At 74.0% G+C, this 15,252-nt stretch carries 13 protein-coding genes; 11 read left to right on the top strand and 2 right to left on the bottom strand.

The features are described 5' to 3' along the window. Nucleotides 1-213 precede the first annotated feature (213 nt). Nucleotides 214-1,179 carry a UDP-glucose 4-epimerase GalE gene (gene galE, locus FM125_RS02940; protein ID WP_087133602.1) on the top strand — a complete coding sequence of 322 codons (966 nt, stop codon included), beginning with the start codon at nt 214-216 and terminating at the stop codon, nt 1,177-1,179. 73 nt (nt 1,180-1,252) lie between these two features. Beyond that, entirely contained in the window at nt 1,253-2,548 is a 1,296-nt protein-coding gene (locus tag FM125_RS02935) for a serine hydrolase domain-containing protein (protein WP_070637581.1), read from the top strand. 146 nt (nt 2,549-2,694) lie between these two features. On the opposite strand, the gene FM125_RS02930 is transcribed toward FM125_RS02935, so the two are convergent. Then, the gene (locus FM125_RS02930) at nt 2,695-4,071 is read right to left on the bottom strand and encodes a UDP-glucose dehydrogenase family protein (RefSeq protein WP_245829753.1); all 1,377 of its coding nucleotides are present in this window, start codon (nt 4,069-4,071) and stop codon (nt 2,695-2,697) included. Between the two features lie 325 nt (nt 4,072-4,396). Between FM125_RS02930 and glgX the strand changes: the two genes are divergently transcribed. The 9 genes from glgX to tsaD all read left to right on the top strand — a co-directional run bounded on the left by glgX (nt 4,397) and on the right by tsaD (nt 13,908). Next, nucleotides 4,397-6,532, top strand: a complete 2,136-nt coding sequence (glgX, locus tag FM125_RS02925; protein ID WP_087133600.1) for a glycogen debranching protein GlgX — start codon at nt 4,397-4,399, stop codon at nt 6,530-6,532. Nucleotides 6,533-6,535: 3 nt separating this feature from the next. Continuing rightward, nucleotides 6,536-7,414, top strand: coding sequence for a hypothetical protein (locus FM125_RS02920; protein ID WP_143745203.1), 879 nt, complete (start codon nt 6,536-6,538; stop codon nt 7,412-7,414). Between the two features lie 3 nt (nt 7,415-7,417). Beyond that, entirely contained in the window at nt 7,418-7,780 is a 363-nt protein-coding gene (locus tag FM125_RS02915) for a holo-ACP synthase (RefSeq protein ID WP_087133598.1), read from the top strand. Then, nucleotides 7,777-9,501 carry an NAD(P)H-hydrate dehydratase gene (locus FM125_RS02910; RefSeq protein WP_087133597.1) on the top strand — a complete coding sequence of 575 codons (1,725 nt, stop codon included), beginning with the start codon at nt 7,777-7,779 and terminating at the stop codon, nt 9,499-9,501. The genes FM125_RS02915 and FM125_RS02910 overlap by 4 nt, the downstream gene beginning before the upstream one ends. Nucleotides 9,502-9,518: 17 nt before the next feature. After that, entirely contained in the window at nt 9,519-10,805 is a 1,287-nt protein-coding gene (gene alr, locus FM125_RS02905; RefSeq protein WP_087133596.1) for an alanine racemase, read from the top strand. A gap of 110 nt (nt 10,806-10,915) precedes the next feature. Beyond that, nucleotides 10,916-11,506, top strand: a complete 591-nt coding sequence (gene tsaE / locus FM125_RS02900) for a tRNA (adenosine(37)-N6)-threonylcarbamoyltransferase complex ATPase subunit type 1 TsaE (protein ID WP_087133614.1) — start codon at nt 10,916-10,918, stop codon at nt 11,504-11,506. A 10-nt stretch (nt 11,507-11,516) separates the two neighbouring features. After that, nucleotides 11,517-12,188: a tRNA (adenosine(37)-N6)-threonylcarbamoyltransferase complex dimerization subunit type 1 TsaB gene (gene tsaB, locus FM125_RS02895; protein ID WP_087133595.1), complete on the top strand. Its 672-nt coding sequence runs from the start codon at nt 11,517-11,519 to the stop codon at nt 12,186-12,188. A 53-nt stretch (nt 12,189-12,241) separates the two neighbouring features. Beyond that, the gene (locus tag FM125_RS02890; protein WP_245829751.1) at nt 12,242-12,808 is read left to right on the top strand and encodes a GNAT family N-acetyltransferase; all 567 of its coding nucleotides are present in this window, start codon (nt 12,242-12,244) and stop codon (nt 12,806-12,808) included. A 5-nt stretch (nt 12,809-12,813) separates the two neighbouring features. Then, nucleotides 12,814-13,908 (top strand): tRNA (adenosine(37)-N6)-threonylcarbamoyltransferase complex transferase subunit TsaD, encoded by a 1,095-nt coding sequence (tsaD, locus tag FM125_RS02885; protein ID WP_087133593.1) that lies wholly within the window; start codon nt 12,814-12,816, stop codon nt 13,906-13,908. A gap of 3 nt (nt 13,909-13,911) precedes the next feature. On the opposite strand, the gene FM125_RS02880 is transcribed toward tsaD, so the two are convergent. After that, complete coding sequence (locus FM125_RS02880; RefSeq protein ID WP_087133592.1) at nt 13,912-15,117, bottom strand: glutamate--cysteine ligase; 1,206 nt, start codon at nt 15,115-15,117, stop codon at nt 13,912-13,914. Nucleotides 15,118-15,252 lie beyond the last annotated feature (135 nt).

Raw genomic sequence — 15,252 nt, 5'->3', positions numbered from 1 at the left:
CCCCTCCGTGGGGTCGGGCGCCGTCGCCGTTCCGGGGCCTGTGCCACGGGCTCGTGACCGCCGGGTCGGCTGCTCCCCGCCGCCGTCGCGGCCGCGCCGAGCGCCGAGCTCGCGGACGCTCTCACCGCGGCCTCATCCCCGGCAGGCAGGGTGGTGTCGTCCCGCCGGGGAGCGCCCGCTCCCGCACCGAGGCCGGGACGGGAGGAGGGAACCATGACCTGGCTCGTCACCGGAGGCGCCGGCTACATCGGCGCGCACGTGGTGCGCGCGTTCCTGGCGGAGGGGATGGACGTCGCCGTGGTGGACGACCTCTCCACCGGGCACCGGAGGTTCGTCCCGGAGCGCGTCCCCTTCCTGGAGGCCGACGTCAACGACGTCGAGGCGCTCGCCGCCTTCATGGCCGAGCAGTCCGTGGCCGGCGTGGTCCATGTGGCCGGATTCAAGTATGCGGGGGTCTCCGTCTCCGAGCCGCTGCGGACCTACCGCACCAACGTGGCGGGCACCGCAGCGGTGCTTCAGGCCATGGAGGTCGCCGGGGTGGAGGCGATCGTCTTCTCCTCCTCGGCCGCGGTCTACGGCACCCCGGACGTGGACACGGTCACCGAGGACACGCCCACCGCACCCGAGTCGCCCTACGGCGAGTCCAAGCTCATCGGCGAGTGGCTGCTCGCGGACCAGGGCAGGGCCCGCGGCATCCGGCACACGTCCCTGCGCTACTTCAACGTCGTGGGCTCCGGTGCGCCCGAACTGCCGGACACCAGCCCGCACAACCTCTTCCCGCTGGTGTTCACCGCGCTCGCCGAGGGTCGCGTCCCGCGCATCAACGGCGACGACTACCCGACCGAGGACGGCACGTGCGTGCGCGACTACGTGCACGTGGCAGACCTTGCCGCCGCCCACGTGACGGCCGCACGTCGGCTGGCCGCGGGCCGAAGGCTGCGGCCCGTCTACAACCTCGGCTCCGGCACGGGCACCTCCGTGCGGCAGATCGTCGAGGCGATCGTGGCCCAGACCGGTGCGGACGTGCTCCCGGAGGTCCATCCGCGGCGTCCCGGCGACCCCGCGCGCATCGTGGCGGACGGCTCGGCGGCCGCGGCCGACCTGGGCTGGGCCATGCGCCACTCGCTCGCTCAGATGGTGTCCTCGGCGTGGGCCGCGCACAGCGCAGCCCCGGGCTGAAGGGAGGGCAGGGGTAGAGTGTGACCGGACCCGCCAGAGTGATCGAAATCACATGTCGTGAAAGGATGCATCTATGAGCCCCACCCGCCGTCAGTTCGCCCAGGGGATGACCGCCGGCCTCGCCGGACTGGTGCTGCCTGCCACCGTTTCCTCCTCTGCCTCCGCCGTTCCGAAGGGCCCGAACCCGAACTCCGGACGCGGCCTGGATGAACGGGCGATCCAGGACGCCCTCGACGCGGTGGTGCAGTGGCCTGCCGTCGGCGCCGTCTGCTCCGTGGTGGGTCCGGCGGGCCGCTTCGACACCGCCTCCGGCACCCGCGGCCTGCACGCCAACGCCCCGGCGCGGGCGAACTCGGTGGCACGCATCGCCTCGGTCACCAAGGGGATGGTCGCCACCGTCGCCATGCAGGAGGTCGAGCGCGGCACCCTGTCCCTGGACTCCACGCTCGGCGAGGTCCTGCCCGGCCTGTGGCCGGAGCACGAGGATGAGGTCACCCTCTCGATGCTCCTGAACCACACCTCCGGCATGCCGGACGCCATCTGGGTGATCATGCGCGGCCAGTCCCTCTTCGACCTGGATCTCGACGAGCTCGCTGAGGTCGTCTCCCGCCACTACGGCCAGCGTGAGCTCGTCGAGTTGGCGAAGCAGGCCGACTGGTGGTTCGAGCCCGGCGCCGACTACGGCTACTCCAACACGGGCTACGTGGTGGTGGAAATGATGGTCGAGGCCGTCACCGGCCGCCGGATGCCTGAGCTCATCCGGGACCGCGTCTTCCGCCCGGCCGGCATGCACCGCACCCGCCTCGAGCACGGCACCCTCGTCCGCGGCGCCGAGATGCAGGACGCCGCCGTGCGTCCGCACGAGGCCAAGGCCCTCGAGACCATCGATCAGTCGATCTTCGCCTCCGCCGCCGCGGTGAACACCACCGCCGCGGACGTCACCCGCTTCTATCAGGCCCTCATGCGGGGCGAGCTGGTCTCGCAGCAGACCGTGGACCTCATGGTCACCCCCGTCGGCCCGGCCGTCCAGGCCGGCTACGGCTACGGGCTGTTCCTCGTGCCGGACCCAGCCCCGGAGTACGCCGACGAGGTCCTCGTCGGTCACGACGGCGCAGGCTTCGGCTCCGTCTCCCTCGCACTGTGTTCGCGTGACGGCGAGCGCGCCTTCGCGTTCACCTACATCGGCCGCCCGTACTGGCAGGCCGGCTGGGACCAGGTGTTCGCCAAGGAGTTGGACCTGATGCGCACCGCGTTCGTCGTCAACGCCGCCGGGGCGCCGGCGTCCCGCGACCGCCTGGTGCGCGGCAACGCAGCGGCCGGTCGCCGCGCCGTGGCCGAGATCGGTGCCCGCGGCGCCCGCCTCGTCTGAACGCACCGCAGGCACAGTGCGAGGGCACCCTATCCGGGTGACAGGGCGGGGCGTCGTCGTTGTGCGCTGTCTGCGGCAGCGGCCGGCGGGTCGGCCGGAGGGCGGCCGTCGTCGGGAAGGACCCTCGCCGTCGGCTTCGGTCAGGCTCAGGCGGGGGAGCCGTGCACCACCTTCTGCCCCATGCCCACGACCGGGACGCCGGCTGCCGCCCAGGCGTCCCGATCGAGGACGTTGCGGCCGTCGATCAGGCGAGGGGTGGCCATGAGCTCGGCCACGCGGGCGGGGGCCAGCTCCCGGAACTCGCGCCACTCGGTGAGCAGGATCGCCAGGTCGGCGTCCCGCAGGGCCTCCTCGACCGAGTCCACGTAGTCCAGGCGCGGGAAGCGGGCGGCGGCGTTGGCATTGGCCTCAGGGTCGTAGACAGCGGTGTCCGCGCCGAGCGTGTAGAGGCGGTTGGCGACGTCCAGGGCGGGGGAGTCGCGCACGTCGTCCGAGTCCGGCTTGAAGGCGACGCCGAGGATCGCGATGCGGGCACCCTGCAGCGCCTGGACCGGGGCGGCCCTGCGGTGGCCGGCGTCCGCGGCGAGCACGTCCACGGCGAGGTCCACCACGCGCTCACGGCGGCGCAGGTTGATGGCGTCCATCTCGGACAGAAAGCGCATGGTCGAGGTCAGACCCAGCTCGGCCGCCCGCGCCTGCAGGGCGCGGATGTCCTTCGGCAGGCAGCCGCCGCCGAAGCCCACGCCGGCGTTGAGGAAGCGGCGGCCGATGCGGGCGTCATGGCCGATGGCGTCGGCGAGGGTGCGGATGTCGCCGCCCACCGCCTCGGTGATCTCGGAGAAGGCGTTGATGAAGCTGATCTTCGTGGCCAGGAACGCGTTGGCGGCGACCTTCACCAGCTCGGCGGTGGGGAAGTCGGTGGCGATCCACGGGGTGTCGGCCGCCAGGGGAGCGGCGTAGACCTCGCGCAGCACCTGCTCGGCGCGCTCGGAGGCCACGCCCACCACGATCCGGTCCGGGGTCAGGGTGTCCTTCACGGCGAAGCCCTCGCGCAGGAACTCCGGATTCCAGGCCAGCTCCACGGTGCCGGGCAGGCCGTTGGCCGCACGCAGCTGTGCCAGCAGCCCGGCGAGGCGGTCCGCGGTGCCTACGGGCACGGTGGACTTGCCCACAATCAGGGCGTCCTTCGAGATTGACTCGGCCAGGGAGGTCAGGGCCGCGTCCACGTAGCGCATGTCCGCGGCATGCTCGCCGCTGCGCTGCGGGGTGCCGACGCCGATGAAGTGCACGTCCGCCCAGCCGCCGACCTCCGCATAGTCCGTGGTGAAGCGCAGCCGACCGGACTCCACGTGCTTGACGATCAGCTCCGCCAGGCCGGGCTCGTGGAAGGGGAGCTCACCGCGGGCCAGGCGCTCGATCTTGGCAGGATCGATGTCCACGCCGATCACCTCGAAGCCGAGCTCGGCCATGCACGCGGCGTGCGTGGCGCCCAGGTAGCCGGTGCCGATCACGGAGATGCGCACGATGCCTCCGCCTTCCTCTGCCTGCTGGCGGCAGTGTCCTGTCCATCTGCTTCTCGCCGGGATCTCCGGCGACGGCATCCACGCTAGGAACACCGGATGAGAGGACGGTGATGGGAGGTGGACCAGGGGGCAACGCCGCCTGAACTCTGTGTGTCCGTCCTGCCGCCCGCCGCCGGGCGACTCAGCCGCCCGCCGTCCAGGGAACCTCGGGCAGCGGGCACTACGATGAGTCCCGTCCGAGCGCCAAGGCGCCCGGACCCGGTCGTGTCCGTCACAGATCTCGGACCGTCCGCGAGACCCCAGCCCACCGTCCCCACGGAGACCCATGCGCACCATCGAGCCCGGCCGCCCCTACCCCCTCGGCGCCACCCCGGACGAGCAGGGCACCAACTTCGCGCTCGCCGTCGGCCGTGAGGCCGAGCGGGTCGAGCTGTGCCTCGTCCACGACGACGGCTCCGAGGAACGCCTCGAGGTCACCCACCGCCACGACACGACCTGGCATGCCTATGTCCCCGGCGTCGGCCACGGCCAGCGGTACGGCTACCGGGTCCACGGCCCCTGGGCGCCGGCGCAGGGCCACTGGTTCAACCCGCACAAGCTGCTCGTGGACCCCTATGCCCAGGCGCTGGACGGCGAGCACCGCTGGGGCCAGGAGCAGTTCGCCTACGTCTTCGGGGACGAGGACACCATGGACACCACGGACGGCCTGGGCGCCGTCATGCTCGGCGTGGTGGTGGAGGACGACTTCGACTGGGGCGACAACGCGCGCCCGGAGACCGAGCTGTCGGACACGGTCGTCTACGAGACCCATGTGAAGGGCATGACCGCCCTGCACCCGGACCTGCCGGAGGAGCTGCGCGGCACCTATGCCGGCATGGCGCACCCGAGGGTGATCGAGCACTTCCACCGCCTCGGCGTGACCGCCGTCGAGCTGATGCCGGTGCACCAGTTCGTCAACGACTCCACGCTCCAGGACAAGGGCCTGTCCAACTACTGGGGCTACAACACGCTGGGCTACTTCGCACCGCACCGCGCGTACGCCGCCACCGACGAGCTCGGCGGCCAGGTCCGTGAGTTCAAGCAGATGGTGAAGGACCTGCACGCCGCCGGCCTCGAGGTCATCCTGGACGTGGTCTACAACCACACCGCCGAGGGCAACCACCTGGGCCCGACCCTGTCCTTCCGCGGCGTGGACAACCCGGGCTACTACCACCTCGTCGAGGGCGACGAGCGCCACTACATGGACTACACGGGCACCGGGAACTCGGTGGACCTGTCCTCCCCGAAGGCCCTGCAGCTGGTCATGGACTCGCTGCGCCACTGGGTCACCGAGATGCACGTGGACGGCTTCCGCTTCGACCTGGCCACCACGCTCACCCGGGTGGAGGGCGAACAGGGGCCGGACATGCTCTCCGGCTTCTTCGACGTGGTCCGGCAGGACCCGGTGCTGCGCACGGTGAAGCTGATCGCCGAGCCGTGGGACGTGGGCTGGGGCGGTTACCAGGTCGGCAACTTCCCGGGCATCTGGTCCGAGTGGAACGGCATGTACCGGGACACCGTGCGCGACTTCTGGCGCGGTGAGCCGGGCACCCTCTCCGAGTTCGCCACCCGCCTGACCGGCTCGGCGGACCTCTACGAGGGCGACGGCCGCACTCCGGGCGCCTCGGTCAACTTCGTCACCGCCCACGACGGCTTCACGCTGCGGGACCTGGTCTCCTACAACGAGAAGCACAACCACGCCAACGGTGAGGACAACAACGACGGCGACTCCCACAACCGGTCCTGGAACTGCGGCGTGGAGGGGGAGACGGACGACGCGGAGGTCAACGCCCTGCGTGCCCGCCAGCAGCGCAACTTCCTGGCCACGCTCATGGTGTCCCAGGGGGTGCCGATGATCTCCCACGGCGACGAGCTCGGCCGCACCCAGCACGGCAACAACAACGTCTACTGCCAGGACTCGGAGCTGTCCTGGATCCACTGGGACGAGGCGGACGAGGACCTGGTGGACTTCACCGCCTCGGTGGTGCGCCTGCGCAAGGACCACACGGTGTTCCGCCGCCACCGCCACTTCGACGGCCGTCCCGCCGCCCGCGACGTCCACGCCCCGCTGCCGGACATCGTGTGGCTGCAGCCGGATGCCGCCGCCAAGACCGAGGAGGACTGGGAGGAGGGCGCCCGCTCGATCGCGTTCTACCTCAACGGCCACGCCGTGCCGGAGGCGGACCAGGAGCCGAGCGTGGCGGAGAAGGACTTCTACATCCTCATGAACGCGTGGTGGGAGCCGGTGCCGTACACCCTGCCCGGACCGTTCTTCCCCGGGCGGTGGGAAGTCGTGGTAGACACCTCCGGCACCTTCGACCCGGAGGGCCTGCGCGGCGGCGCGGAGCACGGCCCGCAGGTGACCGCAGGCCAGGTCCTGGACCTGCCGCCCCGCTCGACCGTGGTCCTGCGCCAGGTCTGACTCGTGGGCGCGCTGGACCTGGACGGGGTGCGCCGGCACGCCGCGGCCGCCGGGCGCCGGACCCGGCGCCGCCCCGGCACCCTCGCCCCCGGGTCCGGGCCCCGGCCTTCGGGGGCCGGGTCGCACCCGGCCGGCCCCTCCCGACGACGGCCGCGCGCCGCCGGCACCCGCCGTCACCGCATCCTGAGGCGGACGGTGGCCGCCCTGGCGGCGCTCCTCGCCCTGGCGGTGGCGACGGTCCTCGGATGGGGGTTCTGGCTGACCACGAACCCGGCCCCGGACGAGCCGGCGCACGTGGACGCCGTGCTGGTGCTCTACACGGACCCGGCCGTCTACGACGCCGCCCTCGAGCTTGCGGGCAAGGGGGTCACGGACCGCCTGTTCGTCTCCGGGCACCTGCGCCCGGACGGGTTCGAGAGGCTCTGCGGCCCGCCCGCCGAGGCGGATCCCCGCCTGGACGGCGTGACGGTGGAGTGCTTCTCCCCGGACCCGGTGACCACCCAGGGAGAGGTCGTCTTCGCCACCGAGCGCATGGAGGCCCTGGGCCTGCACAGCCTCGGCGTGCTCACCGATGGCCGGCACCTGGAGCGCTCGCGCATCCTGGCCGAGCGCTGCTGGTCCGGTCCCGGCGAGTCCGTGGCCATGTACCAGTACCACCGGCAGGAGGGCTTGGGCACGCAGGTGCAGCAGACGCTCTACGGGACCGGCGCGTTCCTGAAGGTGGCGGTCACCCCGGGCTGCGACCAGCACTCGGACTGGCTCCAGTGGTCGGTGGACCGGCTCAAGCAGGTCGGTGCGTCGTCTTCGGCGGCCAGGACGGTCGATCCGGCAGACTGGGCGGCACAGACGTCCGTCCCGGGCGTCGCGACGCGGAAGGACTGACGGATGATCGTGGGCATCGGCGTGGACGTCGTGGACGTGGCCCGCTTCGAGCGCCAGCTGGAGCGCACTCCGGCCCTGCGCGAGCGCCTGTTCACCCCGGCCGAGCGTGACCTTTCGACGGCCTCCCTCGCCGCGCGCTTCGCGGCCAAGGAGGCGATCGCCAAGGCCCTCGGCGCCCCCGCCGGGATGCAGTGGCAGCACTGTGAGGTCCCGCGCCCGAAACATGGGGACGGCCGCCCGGAGGTGCGCCTGTCCGGCACCGTGCAGGAGTGCGCGGACCGGCTCGGCGTGACCGACTGGCACCTGACCCTCAGCCACGACGGTCCGGTGGCCGTCGCCTACTGCATCGCTGAGGCCCGCCCATGAGTGCTCTCGACTCCTTCGCCGTCTCCGGCGCCGCCGTGCGCGCGGCCGAGCGCCCGCTGCTGGACGCCGGCCGCGGCGACGAGCTGATGCGCCGCGCCGCCTGGGCGCTGGCCGGGCATGTGCTCGACGTGCTCCGCGAGCGTACGGGGCGGGTGGCCGGCACGGTGGTCGCCGCCCTGGTCGGCTCGGGCAACAACGGCGGCGACGCCCTGTGGGCCCTGGCCTTCCTGCGCCGCCGCGGGGTGGCCTGTACGGCGGTCCCCACGAGCCGGGACGAGCACGGAACCCCGAGGCTCCACGTGGCCGGTGCGGCGGCCCTGCGCGCGGCAGGCGGCCGGTTCGCCGACGCCCTGCCCGCCGACGCGGACGTGGTGGTCGACGGCATCCTCGGCACCGGCACCACCGGCGAGGTCGTCCTTCCGTCTCCGGCCCGCGCCGTCCCGGCCGGCGCCGCCGTCGTCGCCTGCGACGTGCCCACGGGGGTGGACGCGGACACCGGCGACGTGGCCGGCGAGGTCCTCGCCGCCTCCTCCACCGTCACCTTCGGCGCCCTGAAGAACGGCCTGCTCGTCGGGCCCGGTGCCGCCGCCTCCGGGGACGTGCACGTCGTGGACATCGGCCTCGGCCCGCACCTGCCCACCGAGCCCCGCGAACGGCTGGAGCTCATGGACGCCCCGCGGGCCGCCGCCCTGGTGCCGGCCCCGGCGGCGGACGCCCACAAGTACCGCCGTGGCCTGGCCTGCGTGGCCGCGGGCTCACCGCGCTACCCGGGGGCCGCGCTGCTGTGCGCCGGCGGCGCCCTGGCCGCCGGCGCCGGGATGGTGCACCTGGCCGCCCCGGACGCCGTCCGCGCCGCGTGCCTCACCGTCTGGCCCGAGGCCGTCGGCGGGACTGAGCCCTCGGCCGCCGAGCGCACCCATGCCTGGGTCGTCGGCCCCGGCCTGGACACGGACGCCGCCGCCGGTTCGCGCCTCGACGCGGTCCTCGATGCGGCCGTGCAGCGCCGCGGGGGCGCCGTGGTCCTGGACGCCTCCGCCCTCGAGCTCGTCACCGCCGAGGACCTGCACCGTCTGCGTGCGGCCGGCGTGCAGGCCGTCCTGACTCCGCACGCGGGGGAGTGGGCGCGTCTGGGCAGCCGGCTGGGCCGGCAGACCGAGGCGACCTGCGAGGCGGAGGCGAGCGGCCGTCGTCGGGGTCCGGGGCAGGACCTGCGGGACTTCGCCGAGGCCACCGGCGCGGTGATCCTGCTCAAGGGTCCGCAGACGCTGGTGGCCTCCCCGTCCGGTGCGCTGTGGTGCGTGCGCGAGGGCGGGCCGGAGCTGGCCGTCGCCGGCAGCGGGGACGTGCTCTCCGGCGTCCTCGGCGCCGTGCTGGCGGCGGCCGTGGCACGGGCGGAACGGGCCGCCGAGGCATCGTCCGGGCCGAGCCGCCAGGGCGCCTCGGGGCCGGACACCGCCCCGGTGGACGGGGACCGGGCCGCCGCCCTCGCCGCCGCCGGTGCCTGGCTGCACGCCGCCGGCGCCGCCGGCCTGCAGCAGCAGACCCTGGTGCGCGCCAGCCAGCTGCACGAGGCCGTCGCCGCTCTCCTCGGCCGGATGTGGCGTCCGGCCCTCACCGCGCGGCGCACCGGGCCGCCCGCCGCCGGCCTGTTTGAATCGACATCGACCCGCAGCGACACCGCCCCGCAGCGGCCCGGCCGTCCGCCGGCGCTGCGCCCGTGACCACCTGGAAGGCCTCCATGAGCGAGAACCCCACCGCCGCCGACTCCGCCGACCCCGTCGGCGCCGTCACCGCGCCCACAGCGGAGGGCCCCGCCGGGCCGCCCGCCGAGCGCGCCGCGGTGGTGGACCTGGACGCGATCGCCCACAACGTGCGCACCCTGCGCGAGCGCCTCACCCGCCCGGACGGCACCCGTGCCCTGCTCACGGCCGTGGTGAAGGCCGACGCCTACGGACACGGAGCCACCCCGGTGGCCCGGGCCGCGCTCGCCGCCGGGGCGGACCGGCTCGGCGTCGCCCACGTCTCCGAGGCCCTGGCCCTGCGCGCCGCCGGGGTGGACGGCGAGATCCTCGCCTGGCTGCACACCGTCCACACGGACTTCGCCGCCGCCGTGGCCGCGGACGTCACCCTGGGCGTCTCCGGCTGGGACCTGGAGGCCGTCGCAGACGCCGCCCGCGCGGTCGGCCGCACCGCTCGCGTGCACCTGAAGCTGGACACCGGCCTGGGCCGCAACGGCGCCACCGCTGCGCAGTGGCCGCAGCTCGTGGACCGGGCCGCCGCCCTGCAGGCCGAGGGCGTGCTGGCCGTGGAGGGCATGTTCTCCCACCTGGCCGTGGCGGACGAGCCCGCACGGGCCGCCGAGACCGACGCCCAGCTGGCCGCCTTCCACGCCGGGTTCCAGCGGCTGCAGGCGGCCGGCCTCGGAGGGGACCGACCGGTGGTCCGGCATCTGGCGAACACCCCGGCGGCGCTGACCCGAGACGACGTCCACCTGGACATGGTCCGCATCGGCCTCGGGATCTACGGGCTCTCCCCGTTCGAGGGCACCTCGGCCGAGCAGCTCGGCCTGCGTCCGGCCATGTCCGTGCGCACGTCCCTGGCCAACCTCAAGGAGGTCCCCGCGGACCAGGGCGTCTCCTACGGCTACCTCTACCGCACCGCCGGTCCCACCCGCCTCGGCCTGATCCCGCTGGGCTACGCGGACGGCGTCCCCCGCGTGGCGACGCACGCCCCCGTGCAGGTGGGCGGACGGCGCCTCGAGGTCGTCGGCCGCGTGGCCATGGACCAGATGGTCGTGGACCTCGGCCCCGCGGCGGACGCCTCCCGGACCGGTGAACGCGTCGGGACCCCGGTCGAGCTGTTCGGCCCTGCCTCCGGCATCCCCGCCGACGCCTGGGCCGCGGCCGCCGGCTCCATCAACTACGAGCTCGTCACCCGCCTCGGCGCCCGCCTGACGCGCATCCACGTCCACGGCACGCCGGCCCTCGCCGCCGACCTGCCCGCCGTCACGGAGGGCCGCCCGTGACCGAGCAGCCGCACAAGCCCACCGCCGCCTCCCACCCGGCACCGGCGCACCCCTCGGCCGAGGTGGACTCGCTGCTGCGCGGTGCCCCGGAGCCCGTGCAGACTGTGGAGCTGCCGCTGCCCGGTGCGGAGGCCACCCGGGACGTGGCGGCCGCGCTGGCCGGCCTGCTGCGTGCCGGAGACGTCCTCGTCCTCACCGGCGACCTCGGGGCCGGCAAGACGACGTTCACCCAGGGCCTGGGCCGCGGACTCGGCGTGCGCGAGGGGATCATCTCGCCCACCTTTGTGCTCTCCCGCATCCACCCGGCCGAGCACGGGGGGCCGGACCTGGTCCACGTGGACGCCTACCGCCTGCGCTCGGCCGCCGAGCTGACGGACCTGGACCTGGAGGAATCCGTGCCGCACTCGGTCACCGTGGTCGAGTGGGGCCGCGGCCTGGCCGAGTCCCTCGCCGGGTTCCCCGCGGACCCGGACGCCTCCTGGCTGGACCTGCACCTTCTCCGCGCCACCGGCTCGGACCTGGAGGAGGACCACGACGACGGCCCGCTCGCCTCCGGCGGCATCGTCACCGACTTCTCGGACGAGGACGGCGACGGGGACGACGAGACGCGCACCGTGGTGGTCCGCGCCTACGGCCCCCGCTGGGCCGGCGCAGACCTCGCCGCCCTGGCCGGCGGAGCCGGCGGCAGGGGACCGGCATAGACTGGCCGGCATGCCCACCCTGCTCGCCCTGGACACCTCCGCCGCCGCCTCGGTCGCCCTCGTGGCCGACGGTCAGACCCGCGCCTGCTGGACGGCGGTGGACACCACCTCCCACGCCGAGGCCCTGACGCCGGCCGTGCAGCAGGTCCTCGCCGAGGCCGGCGTGGACGGCAAGGACCTGGACGGCATCGCCGTGGGGGTGGGGCCCGGCCCCTTCACCGGACTGCGCGCCGGCCTGGCCACGGCCGAGGCCCTCGGCTTCGGCTGGGACGTGCCCGTCCACGGCGTCTGCAGCCTGGACGCCCTGGCGCACCGCGCGGCCGTCCACGCCTTCTCCGTGGGAGTGGAGGAGTACGTGGTGGCCATCGACGCCCGCCGCCGCGAGGTCTACTGGTCCCACCACGTGCAGGTCGGCGGCCAGGCCACCACCCTGCACGGACCCTTCGTCACCGGCGCCGCCGAGGTCACGGACCTGCCCGTCTACGGCGCCGGGGCCGGCCTCTACCCGGACCAGGTGCGTGCCGTCCCCGGCTGGGAGGACGCCGTCCCCGAGGCGGCCGCCGTCGGCGAGGTCGCCGCGTTGGCCCTGCGCCGCGGCCGCGGCCTGCGTCCGCTCACCCCGCTCTACCTGCGCGAGTCGGATGCGAAGGTCCCCGGCCCCCGCAAGCGGGCCACCGTATGACGGGGCAGAGCCAGCCGGCCGCCGCTCTGCCCCCCGGCTTCCTGATCCGCCCGATGACCGTCTGGGACGTCCCCGAGGTGCTGCAGCACGAGCAGGTCCTCTTCCCCCTGGACGCGTGGCCGCCGGAGTTCTACGAGGCCGAGCTCGCCCAGTCCGGCCCGCACGGCGCCGAGGACCTCGCCGGGCGCCCGACCACCCGCGACTACCGCGTCGTCGTCCGGGACGAGACCGCGGACACCGAGGCCGGGCAGCACCCGGGGGACATCGTCGGCTACGGCGGCATCATGGTCGCCGGGGACGTGGCAGACGTGCAGACCATCGGCACCGTCCCCGAGGCCCAGGGCCGCGGCCTGGGTGCCGCGCAGCTGGCCTGGATGGTCGCCGAAGCCGCCCACCGCGGCGCAGAGGCCCTGATGCTCGAGGTCCGCGCCTCCAACGAGCCGGCCCGCCGCCTCTACGAGCGGCACGGGTTCGCCCACATCCACACCCGCCGCCGGTACTACCCCGGCGGCGAGGACGCGCTGATCATGCGCCGGGAGCTCACGGCCGCGGACCGACCGGTCGACGCCGCACCGCCGCAGGACGCGCCGGGGACGGGCGAGGGGACGGACGTAGGATGACAGCCATGCCCACCACCTCCTGCTCCCCGCTCGTGCTCGGCATCGAGACCTCCTGCGACGAGACCGGCGTGGGCATCGTGCGCGGCACGCGGCTGCTGGCCCATGAGGTCGCCTCCTCGGTGGAGGAGCACGTCCGCTTCGGCGGCGTCATCCCGGAGATCGCGGCCCGTGCGCACCTGCAGGCGCTCATCCCGACCATCCGCCGTGCGCTCGAGGCCGCCGACGTCACCCTGGACGAGCTGGACGCGATCGCCGTGACCGCCGGGCCGGGCCTGGCCGGCGCCCTCATGGTCGGCGTCTCCGGTGCCAAGGCCCTGGCGGCCGCCGCCGGCAAGCCGCTCTACGGCATCAACCACCTCGTGGCGCACGTGAGCGTCGGCCTGATCGACGGCGTCCGACCCGAGGCGTGGGGCGATGCCCTGCCTGACGACCTCGGCGCACTGCTGGTCTCCGGCGGCCACACCGAGATCCTCAAGGTGGACTCCCTCAGCACGGACGTTACCCTGCTGGGCTCCACCATCGACGACGCCGCCGGCGAGGCCTATGACAAGGTCGCCCGGCTCATCGGCGCCGGATACCCCGGCGGCCCCGTGATCGACCGCATGGCGAAGGAGGGCGACCCCACGTCCTTCCGCTTCCCGCGCGGACTCACCGCCGGCAAGTTCGTCGGCTCGGCACAGGAGCCGGGGAAGCACCGGCACGACTGGTCCTTCTCCGGACTGAAGACCGCCGTCTCCCGCGCAGTGGAGCAGTTCGAGGCCCGGGACATGCAGGTGCCCGCCGCGGACATCGCCGCCTCCTTCCAGGAGGCCGTGGCGGACGTGATCACCGCGAAGGCCGTGCGCGCCTGCCGCGAGCACGGGATCCGGCACCTGCTGCTCGGCGGCGGCGTGGCCGCGAACTCCCGTCTGCGCGGGCTGCTGGCGGACCGCTGCCGCTCCGCGGGCATCGAGCTGACCGTCCCGCCGGTGACCCTCTGCACGGACAACGGCGCGATGGTCGCGGCGCTCGGCGCGCGCCTCGTCATGGACGGCGTGGCACCGTCCCCGGCCGACCTCGGCGCCGACCCGGGGCTTCCGGTCCAGGTCGTCAGCGTCTGAGACTCAGTCGGCCCGGCCCCGCGCGGCGTGCAGGGACCGGCGGGTGCGGGTCGCGGCGTCGCGCACCACAGCGCGCAGCGGGGCGACGTGGTCGTCCTGGTCCTGCCCCTCGGCCGGCGGGACGGCGGAGGCCTCCTGCTCGATGCGGCGCTGCCGGTGTGCGGCGTTCTCCGCCATCATCGTGTGCACGTGGGCCAGCTGCTCCTCGCAGCCGAGCTCACGGGCCACCGGGGCCAGGCGGTCCAACTCGTCGGACAGGTGCTCGCCCACCGGAGCCTTGGTGCCGTCCGGGGCGATGATGACCTTCGCATCCATGCCGTACCGGGCGGCGCGCCACTTGTTCTCCTGCGAGTACCACGGGGGGAGCACCGGAACGGTGCCGCCCCGCTCCAGGGAGGCGGCGAGGTCGTGGACCAGGCACTGGGTCAGGGCGGCGACGGCACCGATCTCCTCGAGCGTCGCCATGCCGTCGCACACCCGCATCTCCACCGTGCCCAGGCGCGGCACCGCGCGGACGTCCCAGCGGCACTCCGTGGCATCCTCGATCATCCCGGAGGAGACCATGTCCTCCACACACGCGACGAACTCGTCGTACTCCTCGAACTGGAACGGCAGGCCCGCGGTGGGCAGCTGCTGGAACACCAGCGTGCGCTGGGACTGGTAGCCGGTGTCCAGGCCGGCCCAGAAGGGGGAGGACGCGGACAGGGCCAGGAAGTGCGGGAAGCGGTTCACCAGTCCGTTGACGACGGGCATGGCTTTGGACACGTCGTCCAGGCCGACATGCACGTGGACGCCGAAGATCAGCATCTGCCGGCCCCAGTACTGGGTGAGCTCGACCATGCGGCCGTAGCGCTCCTTGTCCGTCACCTTCTGCATGTAGGGCTCGGCGAACGGGTGGGAGCCCTGGCAGTACAGGTGCAGGCCGCGCTGCTCGGCGGCGGACAGCACGTCTCCGGCGATCGCGCCGAGCTCGGTGACGGCCGAGTCCACGCTGCGGTGTACGCCGGTCACGAGCTCCACCGTGTTCTCCAGCAGCTCGGCGGTGACATGCGGGTTGTCCTCCGCGTCGTCGAGGCCAGCGGCCCGGGCCATGGCCTCGATCACCTGCGGCGCTTCGGCGCGCAGGTCTCCGGTGGCCGCGTCCACGAGGGCCAGTTCCCACTCGATGCCGAGGGTGGACTGGTCGGAGTGTGCGAAGTCCAGAGTCATGCGGACATCCTACGGTCGGCCCGGCCGCCCTGGTGACGCCTGTGACGTGGATCCCCTGTGACCCAAGGGGCGGCGGGACCGGTGCACGCTGGGCAGCCGCACGGGCGGCGTCCGGGGCGTCGGTGCGCCGGGTTC

Origin of the sequence: Micrococcus lylae, assembly GCF_900163825.1 — a bacterium.
Lineage (GTDB): Bacteria > Actinomycetota > Actinomycetes > Actinomycetales > Micrococcaceae > Micrococcus > Micrococcus lylae.
This window is presented reverse-complemented; position numbering and strand designations above follow the sequence as displayed.

Bases quoted from the DNA above. Each gene is read 5' to 3' on its own strand.
- galE (WP_087133602.1), top strand. From the start codon at position 214: ATGACCTGGCTCGTCACCGGAGGCGCCGGCTACATCGGCGCGCACGTG.
- FM125_RS02935 (WP_070637581.1), top strand. From the start codon at position 1,253: ATGAGCCCCACCCGCCGTCAGTTCGCCCAGGGGATGACCGCCGGCCTC.
- glgX (WP_087133600.1), top strand. From the start codon at position 4,397: ATGCGCACCATCGAGCCCGGCCGCCCCTACCCCCTCGGCGCCACCCCG.
- FM125_RS02915 (WP_087133598.1), top strand. From the start codon at position 7,418: ATGATCGTGGGCATCGGCGTGGACGTCGTGGACGTGGCCCGCTTCGAG.
- FM125_RS02910 (WP_087133597.1), top strand. From the start codon at position 7,777: ATGAGTGCTCTCGACTCCTTCGCCGTCTCCGGCGCCGCCGTGCGCGCG.
- alr (WP_087133596.1), top strand. From the start codon at position 9,519: ATGAGCGAGAACCCCACCGCCGCCGACTCCGCCGACCCCGTCGGCGCC.
- tsaB (WP_087133595.1), top strand. From the start codon at position 11,517: ATGCCCACCCTGCTCGCCCTGGACACCTCCGCCGCCGCCTCGGTCGCC.
- FM125_RS02890 (WP_245829751.1), top strand. From the start codon at position 12,242: ATGACCGTCTGGGACGTCCCCGAGGTGCTGCAGCACGAGCAGGTCCTC.
- tsaD (WP_087133593.1), top strand. From the start codon at position 12,814: ATGCCCACCACCTCCTGCTCCCCGCTCGTGCTCGGCATCGAGACCTCC.
- FM125_RS02880 (WP_087133592.1), bottom strand. From the start codon at position 15,117: ATGACTCTGGACTTCGCACACTCCGACCAGTCCACCCTCGGCATCGAG.